General features: G+C 35.2%; 9 protein-coding genes and 1 pseudogene. 3 read left to right on the top strand and 7 right to left on the bottom strand.

Features of this window, described 5'->3' with window-relative positions:
* The coding region (locus JCM9157_RS21245) for a helix-turn-helix domain-containing protein (RefSeq protein WP_035668105.1) at nucleotides 1-560 on the bottom strand (560 nt) is incomplete at its 3' end.
* Between the two features lie 1,019 nt (nucleotides 561-1,579).
* Here JCM9157_RS21245 and JCM9157_RS21240 point away from each other — a divergent pair.
* The gene (locus JCM9157_RS21240; protein ID WP_035668103.1) at nucleotides 1,580-2,569 is read left to right on the top strand and encodes a ParM/StbA family protein; all 990 of its coding nucleotides are present in this window, start codon (nucleotides 1,580-1,582) and stop codon (nucleotides 2,567-2,569) included.
* Entirely contained in the window at nucleotides 2,556-2,858 is a 303-nt protein-coding gene (locus JCM9157_RS21235; protein WP_035668101.1) for a hypothetical protein, read from the top strand. The genes JCM9157_RS21240 and JCM9157_RS21235 overlap by 14 nt, the downstream gene beginning before the upstream one ends.
* Before the next feature lie 31 nt (nucleotides 2,859-2,889).
* Here JCM9157_RS21235 and JCM9157_RS21230 read toward each other — a convergent pair whose 3' ends face one another.
* The 5 genes and pseudogenes from JCM9157_RS21230 to JCM9157_RS23670 form a co-directional block, all read right to left on the bottom strand.
* Nucleotides 2,890-5,877, bottom strand: coding sequence for a type I restriction endonuclease subunit R (locus tag JCM9157_RS21230; RefSeq protein ID WP_035668099.1), 2,988 nt, complete (start codon nucleotides 5,875-5,877; stop codon nucleotides 2,890-2,892).
* Between the two features lie 14 nt (nucleotides 5,878-5,891).
* Nucleotides 5,892-7,163, bottom strand: coding sequence for a restriction endonuclease subunit S (locus tag JCM9157_RS21225; protein WP_052013303.1), 1,272 nt, complete (start codon nucleotides 7,161-7,163; stop codon nucleotides 5,892-5,894).
* Nucleotides 7,163-9,170, bottom strand: a pseudogene (locus tag JCM9157_RS21220) (type I restriction-modification system subunit M). Before JCM9157_RS21220 ends, JCM9157_RS21225 begins: the two are co-directional and overlap by 1 nt.
* A 137-nt stretch (nucleotides 9,171-9,307) precedes the next feature.
* Entirely contained in the window at nucleotides 9,308-10,132 is an 825-nt protein-coding gene (locus JCM9157_RS21215) for a hypothetical protein (protein WP_148296937.1), read from the bottom strand.
* Between the two features lie 221 nt (nucleotides 10,133-10,353).
* Entirely contained in the window at nucleotides 10,354-10,800 is a 447-nt protein-coding gene (locus JCM9157_RS23670; RefSeq protein ID WP_052013302.1) for a helix-turn-helix domain-containing protein, read from the bottom strand.
* 486 nt (nucleotides 10,801-11,286) lie between these two features.
* Between JCM9157_RS23670 and JCM9157_RS21205 the strand changes: the two genes are divergently transcribed.
* A complete protein-coding gene (locus JCM9157_RS21205) occupies nucleotides 11,287-12,720 on the top strand; it encodes a hypothetical protein (protein ID WP_035668095.1) in 1,434 nt (477 codons plus the stop codon).
* Nucleotides 12,721-12,887: 167 nt separating this feature from the next.
* Here the strand turns inward: JCM9157_RS21205 and JCM9157_RS21200 are convergent, their stop codons facing one another.
* Nucleotides 12,888-13,520: a helix-turn-helix domain-containing protein gene (locus JCM9157_RS21200; RefSeq protein WP_035668093.1), complete on the bottom strand. Its 633-nt coding sequence runs from the start codon at nucleotides 13,518-13,520 to the stop codon at nucleotides 12,888-12,890.
* Nucleotides 13,521-13,706 lie beyond the last annotated feature (186 nt).

The raw sequence follows: 13,706 nt of genomic DNA, 5'->3' as shown, positions 1-13,706 counted from the left end.
CTTAAAAGATGATGAAGTTCGAGTGTATAGTTTATATCTTCTACTTCTACTGTAATTACCTCACTCTTAGAAGCCACTTCTTGATAAACTCCCCTTACTTTTTCCACTTGCTTTAAGATTAAGGCTAACGTATCAACATTCACTTCTTCTTCGGAGGCATAGTTAATTATGGTACTTATGACGCTTATCAACGTTTCTTTTTCAGAATGATCTATGTAATTTAATTGTCCATGGCCCAAATCTTCATGAACATTAGCAGTAGGAGCCACAATATTATGTAATCGAAATAGATCCTCAATAGAAAACTCATTATTTTGCTCAGATTCATCACTGGCGAGAGATTCAAACCCAAATGATCGATAAACTTCTTTCATATTTAAGTTCAGAGCTTTACACAGACCTAACACAATTCGAAATCCAGGGTTTTCTTTTTCCCCTTTTTCTAAGCGATTGATATAAGAAGGGTTAATTTCATCATTCATAAGCTGTGATAACTTTGCTAACGAAATTTCTTTTTGCTTACGCTCTCGTTTAACCAACTCTCCAAATGTATTGCTCATTTATGATTTCCCCCTAAAAAAGATGTACTTTTACTTATTTTAACAAACTTACTGGACAAAACAATCAACTTGGTCAAAACATAAACCTATATTACGCAACAAAAAAATCAGGTGTTTGAGAATCCTTGATTTATTGCGGATTCCATAGGTATTTTCATCTGCATAACTATGCGGTCACATTGCTCCGTTCATTGTGATTTAATTAGAATTCTGTTCTAATCATTCAGTCATTGTAAATCCTATCAGTTAATCGCAAGGCCATTTAAAACCACATCTAATCAAAGATTTAATTTTTGGATATACATCAAATTCGATCAGACTGTTGACAATTGTCAAACCAATTCATTTTACGCAGGATTCTATAGAAGTTACAACAGGAAGTTTGCGAGTCGTCTTCAAGACGACAATATGAATTACTGCAACTTCAATAACCTTGGGATGACTTCAATATACAGGGAGTAAAGATACATATAATCAAAAGCTATGTTTATGGTATTACTGTGATCAGTAGAGATTCCATTCACTTATTGCATCGAATATATCAATTGGGTGCTTCTTAAATATCTTTTTCATTATAAGTGAAAGTAGATATACAATTATTCTGTTGAATACTCAAGTTGAATTCACATTACAGAAGTCTCGTAGACTTCCAAAATTGGATTATGCGAATGGATACGAATTCAATGTCGTTATGCTAAATTCTTAACAGCAAACACTCTATTGAAATTTCTTGAACATAAAGATTAGTAGTGAGTCCTTGTCCCGTAATCAAAAAGTGTACTGAACCTTACACCCCATGTGGTGTAGCCACTTCATACAGATCATTTTTTTATAAAAGTAAACCTGCACATTTTTAATTATAATCGTCTATCCATAAAACAGCCCTTCAATAGAGTTCCCATATATAGGATGTTTTCGCACTTTCTACAACTATCTACGACAAAAAAGGTAGGAATAAATGTTATAAAGTCTCCCTTTAAATCTATAATATAAAAAAACAACTAAAGGAGGCTTTAACAATGAACAAAATATTTAATTTCGCCATTGATTGTGGTAAATCAGAATGCAAGTTCTTAGGAGAGTTTGACAACTCTATCCAGAAAGGAAAGTTTAAAAATAAGGTATTAGTCGTACAGGATTTCGGTGTTGAATTAGCAGGAAATAGCTACAAGGTAGCCTACGAAAACCAATCATTCCTGGTTGGAGATGCAGTGAGTGATGATCAAATAAACTATGAGTTATCAAAGCAAAACTACAACCATCGGCTGTCAATCTACTTGGGAATAACCAGGTTACTTGAAGTAGCAGAAAAAGCAAAAGAACCGATTGCATTTGCACAGATCAACCTTGGCATCAATATGCCTTTGACTATTTATAAGAGCCAGAAAAAGAAGGAAGAGTTTGAAAAGTACCTCAAAAACAATGGTGAATTGATTGCACTTACTGTAAATGAAAAACCATTTACGTTTAGAATTAAAGACGTGGTCTTACTTCCCGAAGGTCTCGGAAGTATCTACCATCAAATGGATGAATATAGAGAAAAGAACCTACTAACAATTGATATTGGAAGTTTAAATGTAAGTTACCTCCAATTCAATCAATTAACCCCTATGTTTGATAAGATGGCAGTAAGTACACTTGGAATTCATATTCTTAGAGGGAAAATTGCTGAAGCATTAAGCAGTCATTATGGTACGACCATCCATGATGAAGTAGTCGAACAAATTTTCAAAGATAAATACTTGATACTTGATGGGTTAAAACAGGCTGAAAGTAAGGAGATAGTCGAAAAGATCATTGAAAACCACGTACAAATGATCTTTAATTACGCAAAAAGTAGGAAGATCTCTTTCTCAAACACAACCGTTGTTCTTGTAGGCGGTGGCAGTAATGTTCTCAAACATTATCTCTCCACATACCCTTTCGTTCAATTCACGTCTGAACCTGAATTTGCTAATGTGCAGTCCTTCTTTAATGTCTTGCAGGCGAAGATGAATGGCAAAGCATAAAATCTCCATCTCTTTCAAACGAAAATACCACGATGTTTACGCTTATCTAAACCATCTGAAAGAAAACAATGAGAACGTTAGCGACTATATCTGTAAATTAGTACAAGCAGATATGAACAAAGAGCAAACAGGAACAACCGTTTCGCAGTATGAAATTGAGAAGATGATTTACGAAGCATTGCTAAAAACCAATCAAGCAACGCCACTTTCTTCTCCTCAGCAACAAGAACCTCCGAAAAAGGACAAGCTAACAAATGAAGACCTTGACCTACTTAATAATTTATTTTAGAAAAAAGAGAGCCAAATGGCTCCCTTACATATCAATGTGCATTTAACTCCGAGTACACTTCCTCAAACATATCCTCCATAATAAAGCTACGGAAATCACTGTTTTCAAGCATCTTCATGAAGAACTGTTCATTCTGCGACATTCTTGAAATAACAAAATCCATAAATGCTTTTTCATATGAGAACTTAAAGTTTTCTTTTGAATTATTACGAGCTTTTTGAGCTAAGTCTTCATTTCTCACAATGTCTTCTTTAATTTGATCACGACTGAGCTTATCCGTTTCTGTAAACTCTGTTCCAAATTTGTCATTTAGCCGATCAATGATAGAAGAAAGGCGTTCCTTCTCTTCCTCTATAGTCCTTCCCTTTCCATGTGAAGGTGGCTTTAATTCCACTTCACCATCTTGACTTAAAGAGATACTTCCTTCAAAAACTTTTTCATTTCGATAAAATTGTAATGCTACATCATCCGCAATGTAAACTGAATCTCCACCACCCCTTGGTAGCTTCTTCATTAAGTAATTCAAGTAAACAAAGAGTTTGTGAAGGTCAACATCAGCAAACGGACTGATTTGTAGGATAAACGAATACGTTCGAATAAATTTTGAAGAAGCTCCTTTGAAATCATCTTTTTGTTCTTTCGTTAAGTCCCTCTTAAATCTCTCCACTGCTTTATCAATAACAGCATTCAATTTCTCCTGAGTCTTAACCGTTTTCTTCTTATCACTGAATTCTAACTTACATACTTCCTCTATTTCTTCCTCAGTATATACCTGGCAAGCATCCAACTCTTGTTGTAAGTCGTAAAGCAAGTTCGGATCAGTCGTTGATTCCAAGCCTGTTACTTCATAATAAGGTTGAAACGACTTTTGAATATCCTCAGCATCATTCACAAAATCAAGGACAAACGTATCGTTCTTCCCCTTGCACGTTCGATTCAGGCGTGACAGAGTTTGTACAGCTTTAATACCAGATAGGGGCTTATCAACATACATGGTGTGAAGTAAAGGCTGATCGAATCCCGTTTGATATTTTTCTGCGACAAGTAACACCTGGTATTCATCTGAGGCAAATTTATCAGGCAACTCTTTTTCTCCAAACTGATTCATTTCTGGTTCTGTAAAAGAAACCCCTTTGTCTTCAACCGTTCCAGAGAATGCTACGATACATTTTAAATCTTCATACCCTTTAGCTTCGATATATTTGTCAAAGGCTTGTTTGTACCGTACAGCATGAAGCCTACTACCAGTAACCACCATCGCTTTTGCTCGGCCGCCAATCTTATGTCTTGCTACTTGGCGATAATGTTCTATAATAATCTCGGTTTTCTGAGCAATATTGTGTGGGTGCAACGATACATACTTCGCAATCTGCTTTGTAGCTTTACCACTTGGTAGCTCAGGATCATCTTCAATGTTCTTAGCAACCTTGTAGTACGTCTTGTACGTTGTGTAGTATTTCAGTACGTCTAAGATAAAGCCCTCTTCAATCGCTTGACGCATAGAATATACATGAAAAGCATGAGGTTTTCCATCCCCATCTAATGTACCGAACTTCTCAATCGTTTTAGCCTTTGGCGTTGCAGTAAAGGCGAAAAACGATATGTTGTCTTGCTTCCCACTTTTCACAATCGTTTCAGCAATCTTTTCTTCGATATCCTCCATGTTCTCTTCTGCAATGCGATCCGCTTCAAGAGCTTCTTCTAATGTCTTATCTGATAGAAGACTTGTCATAGCTGTAGATGCTTTACCACCTTGACTCGAATGAGCTTCATCAATGATAATGGCATACTTACCTCTTGAAAACTCGCCTACTTTTTCTACAATAAAAGGGAACTTTTGTAATGTTGTAATTACGATTCTTGTTCCACTTGTGAGAGCATTGGCAAGTTGGTTTGAATCCTTATCAATCTTTTCAACCATTCCTGCTTTATGCTCCAATTGATAGACTGCTTCTTGGAGCTGTTGGTCTAATACCCTTCTATCCGTAATAACAATAACGCTATTAAATATTGCTTCATCATTTTCATTATGCAGTTTGGCAAGTCGATGGGATAGCCAAGAAATACTATTGGTTTTCCCACTACCTGCTGAATGTTGAATCAAATAGTTAATCCCAACACCTTTATCCTTTACATCTACTTCAACCTTACGAACAACATCTAATTGATGATAGCGAGGAAAAATGACGGTTTCCTTCTTATCAATTATTTCTCCTGTACTATCCAAAATATCTTCCTGTTTTACGAAGACAAAACGGAATAAAATGTCCAAGATACTGTCCTTTTGCAGTATATCTTCCCATAGGTAGCAAGTTCGGTAGTTACCATAGACAATAGGGTTTCCTTTCCCACCGTTATTCCCTCTATTAAACGGGAGAAAGTATGTCTTGTCTTTATTCAATCGTGTTGTCATGAAAACATCATCGGTATCAACCGCAAAGTAAACAATTGCTCGTTTCTTAAATTGAAAAAGAATTTCATTCGGATCTCGGTCATCTTCAAACTGTTTCATAGAATGCTCAACATTTTGACCTGTGAGTTGATTTTTCAACTCCATAATCACAATAGGTAAGCCATTCAAAGAAAGCATCATATCCAAGCTATTTTGGTTATTCTTACTGTAATAGACCTGTCTACTTACCGTAAATATGTTCTTCTCATACAAGTCTTGGAGCATTTGATTCATGGAGCTGACTGGCTTATTGTATGCCAATTTTAACGTGACACCGTAATCTTTAATTCCATGACGTAAACAATCAATCATCCCACGTTTGTCCAATTCACGATGAAGACGGTCTACGATTTTTGCCTTGTACTGCTCTTTGTAAGCCTTTTGTAGACGTTCCAGAGACTTAGGCTGTGTAGCTTCTAAAAACTGAAAGAATACTTCTATATCAATGGCATGCTTTCGAAACACCTCTAAGTTTTGCCCTGAAATCTTCCGCTCTACATAACCAGAGTTTATCAAGCAACTTTCTATATTCTCTTCAAACCCTTTCTCACTATAATCAATCGTCATTTCTTCCCCCCCTATTACGACAACACTTTTTTATATTCCCGCACATCAATTTTCCCTGTGACTGCTTCATATATGAGAGATTGGCGGTATTCTTTGAGTTTGTTGATTTGTGTTATAAGTTCTACTTTTAATTCATCTATTTGCAAGAGTTTTACATCTAAATACTTTGCTATTGTTTTTTGCTCCTCAATTGGTGGAAACATTATTAACATCGAAGAAAAGTTTTCATAAGAAATAGGTTTTCCATCTCTTAAACTTTGTGTTGTTGAACCTATATACTGTATAAAATATGGTGTATAAAAAACATACTTGTAGTATCCAGGAATTGCATCCTCACCCTTTGCCTTGAAAGTAGTATAAGCAGGGCTAACTATTCCATTAAGTTTCGATAATTCAAATCCACTCTGAAAACTACGTAAATGGATAACAAACTCGTTTTTTCTAACCAACTTGAAATTTTGTAAGTCCTTGAAAGCCATTACAACCCTAAAATCTAATTTATTTCTTGGTAACACACCTTTACCTTTAACTACTGATAAAAGGGTTTCGTTAGGAAAACCTTTTATTGACCTTTCTTCGAAAATGTGTTTTGCCTTTATAGTTTCCCAATGCTCAGGAATTTTTCCAATCCACTCCACACCCGAATCCTTGAACTTTACATCAGAATTTAATCCTTTTGTCACTGCTTCGGTTATAATCGCTTGACGTTTTTCTTCGAGCAATTTAATCAACTTTTCTTTGTCATCAATGAGAGTGTCAATTTCAGTTGTTTTATTTTCAAGAAAATTTACAATCTTCCGTTGAGTTTCCAAGTTAGGAATTGGAATAATTTGATTCCCTATAAACTCCCAATTTGCTCTTGGCATCTTTGCTCCATACGTTGACGAATTGACTAAGTCTATAAATTCATTAGAAAGCATTATATATTTGAGATATTGGTTGACCAACTTCTCTTGTCTTGCCTTTAACACTAAAAGTTCAGTTGTACCCTTACCATCAAAATTAGCAACGATACATTTTGCTAAGTAAGGGCGAAGTTTGCCAAACAAAATATCACCTTGATAAAATTTAATTGACGTTCCTTCAATTATCTGCTCTTCTACTGTTGAATTTTTAAGATATTTTCCTGTTTTCGATTCTATATTTTCCAACCCAATATATGTTAAAATCTCTTGTTCTTCTGTAACCTTTTGATTTCGCAATTCTACTACATACTTTATTTTCATTTTTCCCCATTTAGTTGGGGTTTCTCCTATCCAATCGAATTGGAGCTTAGTGTCTACCATCAACCCATCACCTTCTTCAACTTCTCCAAGATGCTCTCTTCCAACGCCTTAATCTCTTCTTTGATGATTTCTGAGCTTCTTAGTGCTGTGTATTGATAGAAATGACGTGTAAATGGAATTTCATACCCTACTTTTGTTTTACTCTCGTCAATCCACGCATCTGGTACATGAGGCTTGATTTCACGCTCAAAATATTCATAAATATCTTCTTTTAGCGGTACACTCTCCGTATCACGTAGGTCTGTATCTGGCTCTGGATTGCCTTTACCGTCTACACAAATGTCAGCTGTTTCGTCTTTCTCAGACAGGGCATTTAAGATCGCCTTTAACAAAGGTGATCCTATCGTTAATCCTTTGTCTTTAAACAATTTCTTCAACATTTTCGTTAATTCTTCTCGGTTCTTGTATACTGTATCTGATTGAATGGACAAAAGGGCATCTACAATTGCTTGTTGCTGTTGCTTTCCTGCTTCAATCTCTTTTAGTCCTGCCTCTCCTTTTTTCTTCGATTTGGATAAGTTTGTAAAGGCTGTTTGATTGACGAGCGTTTTTACTCTCTCTTCATCAATTTTAAAATTTAATCGTAATGGTCTCTCAACTGTAATCTTGTTGTAGCCAAAGTCCTCATTGTCAAAGAGTTTAACATGGTCGTTTTCTTTTAAATCCCCGTACAAGCGAACAATCTCGTTAATATGTTCCTCTGACAGCTCATTTCGCTTACTACCCATGCTTTTTTTCATTTTTTGATAGAAATGTACACCATTTACAAGCTGAATCTTCCCTTTACGCAGAGGATTTTTCGCATTGGTCAATATCCATACATACGTTGCTATCCCCGTATTGTAAACAGGTCATTTGGCATCGCTACGATCCCTTCTACCAAATCATTCTCTATCATGTAACGGCGAATTTCACTTTCACCCGAACCTGCATCTCCCGTAAATAATGGTGATCCATTCATAATGATGGCAAGACGTGAGCCTTTAGGATTATCTGCTGACACAGGCTTCATCTTTGATACAAGATGTTGAAGGAAGAGAAGTTGTCCATCTGAAATTCTCGGTAGTCCTGCTCCGAAGCGGCCATTGAATCCCATGTTTTCATGTTCTGCTTTAACTACTTTTTCACTTGGTTTCCACTCAACTCCGTAGGAGGATTGGTAATCAAATAATCAAATTTCATATTAGAAAACGCATCATTTGATAATGTATTACCAAAACGAATATTTTTAGCTTCTTCACCTTTAATCAACGTATCGGCTTTACAAATGGCATACGATTCCTCATTAATTTCCTGTGCAAAGAATTCAAGTTCTGCTGTAGGGTTCATTTCCTTTAAGTATTCCTGTGCCACAGAACCCATTCCACCTGTTCCTGCACATGAATCATATAATGTCTGAGTAATACCTGGCTTAGTCAAGATGTCTTCATCTTCAAGGAACAATAGATTAACCATAAGCCTTACAACTTCTCTTGGAGTGTAATGATCGCCGGCCTCGGCATGCTCACTAAACCTACGAATTAATTCTTCGAAGATATATCCCATTTCGACATTTGAAACAATTTCTGGATGTAAGTCAATTTCACTAAAACGCTTTACTACAAGGTAAAGTAAGTCGTTGCGATCCATCTTTTCAATTTGCTTATCAAAATCAAAATACTCAATGATATCCCTTGCTGTTCGTGAGAATCCGTTTATGTAATCACGTAAATTATCTGCAATATTATCCGAATCACTCAATAATTTCGAAAAGTCATATTTACTAATATTACTGAACTTCTGTTTTGCTTCACGATTTAAAATTTCATCCCTTGATTCTTCTGGAAGGTTTTTAAACTGCTCATGCTTTTGCAATACAGCTTCTTTTGTATCATCCAGTACACAGTCAAATCTACGCAATACCGCCATCGGCAATACCACTTTCCCATAGTCGTCTGGCTTGTAAGGGCCACGCAATATCTCAGCGATTGACCATATAAAGTTTACTTTTTCTTGAAAATTTATCATTTGTTGTTTGCTCCTTATCACTAACTCGTTAATACATACATTTTATCAATAAATTCTATATAACAAAATGATTTTCCAAATATAAGCAACGAAAAGAAGAGTAGAATATATTTATCCACTCTCCTTCACTAAATCCCTTATTCTAATAATCCTTCTGGATGTTGAGTCCACATCTCCTCTTGATTATCTCTACCATAATAAAAAGTGTAATTGGATAAATAGAAAATATACAGCTCCATTAACTCAGCCAATTTATCAATCTTATCAAACATATGTTTATACTCCTGAACTATTGAATAAACCTTCATCTCAATAGGATCAAATACTACCTCTTTTTCAATCCTTAATGCCAATTTTCCTGTCTTTTCTTCAAGTGCTTTAAATACATTATAGGATTCCCTCGTAAACTGACAACTAACTACCGCATGATTCAGCTTTGAATGATGGAAATATAATTGGAAATCTATCCCTGTACGCCCACCTCCATACCTGATTTTATTGATATCATACGTTTGCTTTTCCCTATAAACATTTGGATATTTAATCCTATCTCTCAACTCTCGTACAATATAAATGTTTCTTCGCTCCCGATCATTTAGTTTTTCGTTTTTATAAAGAACAAGTACACTTTCGTTATCCTCTTTACAGCTAAGAAACTTATTTAAGATATCATCATAAATATCTTCTTCATCTAATAAATGCAAATGATCCATGACTTGTAGAACATGCAGTTTATTGATTTCGTCAAGAATTGGCAAGATATTTTTGTTTATCTCCACTGCAAAGAATGTGATTTCTCTATCTCTTACATTTGAAACCATCTCCGCTACTCGATCCATAAGTGAATGCGGAAAATTTAAGGCTCCCCAAATGATAATACTGTTATCTTGGACTTTGTTAATCAATTGTTCTATTGTTTTTAAATGCTTTTTGTCGCCAGGAGATACTTGGTTTTCAATCAAAATGTGTCTTCCTGACTCTGAGACACCAAAAACATCCACCATTTTCGATTTGTAATAATTTTCCCATTTTAAATCAATCACTTTTTCAGAAATGACCTTCTCAAGTTCACCCTTCCTTTTAGGGTTATGAATAAGTTTAATATATTTTCTCTATCACCTTTTAAACTCACAAAAATCACTCCTTCAAAAATATAGGAGGAACACAAACGGTTCCTCCCTGCTTACCCAATTAGTTCTGCCTTTTTAAATTCATCAACTGCTTGTGTAATTTCATAAATATCATCAACTATTGTTTCCTTCTCCCACTTGATTTCACAAAGAATATCTATTAGGTTCAATAGTGATTCCTTTAGTTTAGGATTAAACATCTCCGTTCCATCAACTGTGAAATCATTAGACAATAAAAGATAATCTAACGGAACCAACTTAGACCTTTCCTCATTAGAACCAACTTCCAATAATTCCTTCGGATGAACTCCAAGTGCAGATGCGATTTTCTCAATAATTGGGTAAGACGGGCATAGACGACCGCCATTTTCCAGTCTATTGATATAACTCTCGCTAATTCCTGTCATTTCCTTCATTGCTCGTAGACTAAGGTCTCTCTTCTTTCTTAAATACTTAATCATGCTACCAAAATTGTCATTAACAGCACGTTCCTCTTTCATTTCCTTCACTCTCCTATTTTTTCGCAATGCGAAACCCTGTTTTGTATTACTGTGAAACTCTTATATCATAAGCAGTTTGCAACATTTAATAACCGATACCCCTACTAAAACGCATTCATTCTTACTTTCAAATTGTTGATTCTATATCTACGTTTTCTAAGTAACTGTTTAGGTTTTTGGAAACATGAAATGCTACAACATCAAATGCAAATGTTCATATATCAATACAGTTATCTTTGCAACTATATCAACATTTTTCTTTTATACTGTTACCTTGACAACATTTGAATACAATTCAATTTCTATTCAGTTACCTTTGCAACAGCATTAGCCTCATTAACAAAAATTTTACCTAAAAACCTTACATCTTCTATCGACTTCGAACCTGGTAGAACCGTTTTCATATAGAAGAAAACTTGCATTTACACGAAAATATCAATAAAGGGAACTTTGCCCTTAAATCTAATACCAAAGGAGAGTAAGAAAATGACATTACAAGAACTATTTACACCCAAGTTATCCAAATTAGGAAAGAATGCTTATATGAGCAGAATGTTGGATAAAGTACGAAGGGAATTAAAAGAGCAGGGCTGTAAAGGAGTAGAATATAAGAATAAAGTTTTTGAAGCGAAACAATTATTAGAGAGAGAAATCGCAAATGGTATCATTCGAAAGTATTTAAAACTCACAGCAAGTAACAAGAAAGTCTTTCAAACTCATATCCTTGAACACAACCTTACTCCCCTTTTCCAAACTTCTGCTGATATCCACTATCAACTTCCAAAATCAATTAAAACCGACCTTCAATTTACCAACCACATCACCAAACAAAATCTATTCTCCACTGTATTTCATTCGTTTAAGCGTTTTGATAAAGGTAAATGGGAACACTGTATCTTTACAAAAGATAACGTAGGATGGATTTCAAAAGACAATAATGGCTACTATCGTTACTTCTCGAAGAAGGTAAAAACAGGTGTGACCATTGGATTCTCTTTGCTCGATTTAATTCAAATAACATGTTCAGATGGTGACGTTAAAACTCCTATGGATTACCCAACTGTTCGGAAAAAAATTGCTACAATCCTCAACGTCAGCTACAGAGATTTGGACTACGTTAAATATCAAAAGGAAAAATATCGATGTAATCAATCTCTGATAGATGAATCGCTCGAATGGAAATCCCTCTACCCAAACCTTCACTCGCTCACTAAAAGTCAGCTTTATATCTTAGATGAACTCCATCAATTCGTTTCTCAAAACATTATGGAAAGACGACACGCTATAAAGAATGAAGCTGTTTTCTTTATCTCGATTCGTCACCTTACAAAGCTCGTTAATGAAAGATTAGGAACTGAAAGACACCCCTCCACTGTAGCGGCCGCTATTAACCTCTTCGCCGTCTTAGGACTGCTTCATAAAATGCCTGCTGAAATCCTCACCGATAAAGAAGAACTTCTTCAAATTGCCCAATCCATCCAAGGAAACAAAAACCATTTTCATTTAATTACCTTCATGACAATCCCACTCTATGATGAAAACCTTCTTAAAAAAGCTGAAAAAATGGCTAAACGCCTTAGAAAAAATAAAATTACAACAGCAAAGCAAATAACGAGTAAGAATTTAAAAATTGTGCTGGGAGAGAAGAAAGCTAAGTCCATCATAAATGTACGTGAAGTGTCCATTATGAAAATGCAACCAAATAAACTTGAAGAGTTAGCAGAAGAAGCTCTTAGGGACTTTCCTTATGAAGCGTTTGACAAGGGTTTAGTGAAGAACTTGGAGGAGACTCCTGAAGAAGAGATATACTCATTGAAAGACTCTTCCCTATTTGATCTACCAGATAAAGAGCTGTATGAAATGTCATTACAGCATTTTGAACAGCAAGAGCAATGTAGTGACTTTGAAGAAGTAGATTAAAGTTGAAAAAACACGAAGAAAGCATCAGTAGTTGCTACTGATGCTTCTTTGTATTGATATGTGATATTGAACTAACGCACTCCGTTAATTTAAGTTCATCATTTCACATTTTGTTCCACAATTGCACCTTGATTGCGATATATACCTAAGAGGGTTAATTCAAAATTTTATTTGTCAGATGACCTTGGCTTCCTCCATATCGGTATGAAAAATTTAATGTTTTTGATAATTAAAATGACAGTACCAAAAAGTGATGTAACGAGTGTATTTATACTTCTTTCAAAAGGCAACATACCATATAAAAAGTAAGAGAAAACAAATAACATATCAAGCCATATGATTTTTTTCGACCCAGATTTTCTACTAAAATAATCCCTTGATCCTACGAACGTTAAGACTGCTCCGATTAAAAATAGTACACCCCACCACATGTGTAAATACCAATTAGGAACTTGATATGAAGCGGGATCAGAAAGGCCACCCACGTAACCTAAAAAACTGACCAGCATAAGAATTCGACCAAAGACGGCTGCCATTTGCATTTTTATATCTTTTTGACTTTCTTCAATCCGAGTTTCTACGTCTTTTTGTTCCTCTACATATTGCTCAGGAGAAACTAATTCTTTAATATCAATCTCAAATAACTCAGTTAGTTTTATTAGATTATCTGTTGACGGTTCTGATTGATTTGTTTCCCATTTTGATACCGCCTGCCGACTCACTCCAAGCTGTTCAGCTACATATTCTTGCGATAACTTTAGAGATTTTCTTTTATTGCTAATATTAGAACCTAACGACATAATGCAACGCTCCTTTTTCAATATGATTACTGTAATCGTATTGGTTTTACAGGTTGCACACCACCAACCACACAGCAACTATTGGTTGCAATAGATTGATTTAACACATTTATTCAATAAAATGGCACGATTGTAGAACCTCAGTTAATCATGGCTCTTCTTGAACAATTGCCCCCGTTAGTTCAA

The organism is Halalkalibacter akibai JCM 9157 (genome assembly GCF_000513135.1).
GTDB lineage: Bacteria > Bacillota > Bacilli > Bacillales > Bacillaceae_D > Halalkalibacter > Halalkalibacter akibai.
This window is presented reverse-complemented; position numbering and strand designations above follow the sequence as displayed.

Excerpts from the sequence above, each read along its gene's own strand:
- JCM9157_RS21240 (WP_035668103.1), top strand. The coding sequence starts at position 1,580 with ATGAACAAAATATTTAATTTCGCCATTGATTGTGGTAAATCAGAATGC.
- JCM9157_RS21235 (WP_035668101.1), top strand. The coding sequence starts at position 2,556 with ATGGCAAAGCATAAAATCTCCATCTCTTTCAAACGAAAATACCACGAT.
- JCM9157_RS21230 (WP_035668099.1), bottom strand. The coding sequence starts at position 5,877 with ATGACGATTGATTATAGTGAGAAAGGGTTTGAAGAGAATATAGAAAGT.
- JCM9157_RS21225 (WP_052013303.1), bottom strand. The coding sequence starts at position 7,163 with ATGGTAGACACTAAGCTCCAATTCGATTGGATAGGAGAAACCCCAACT.
- JCM9157_RS23670 (WP_052013302.1), bottom strand. The coding sequence starts at position 10,800 with ATGAAAGAGGAACGTGCTGTTAATGACAATTTTGGTAGCATGATTAAG.
- JCM9157_RS21205 (WP_035668095.1), top strand. The coding sequence starts at position 11,287 with ATGACATTACAAGAACTATTTACACCCAAGTTATCCAAATTAGGAAAG.
- JCM9157_RS21200 (WP_035668093.1), bottom strand. The coding sequence starts at position 13,520 with ATGTCGTTAGGTTCTAATATTAGCAATAAAAGAAAATCTCTAAAGTTA.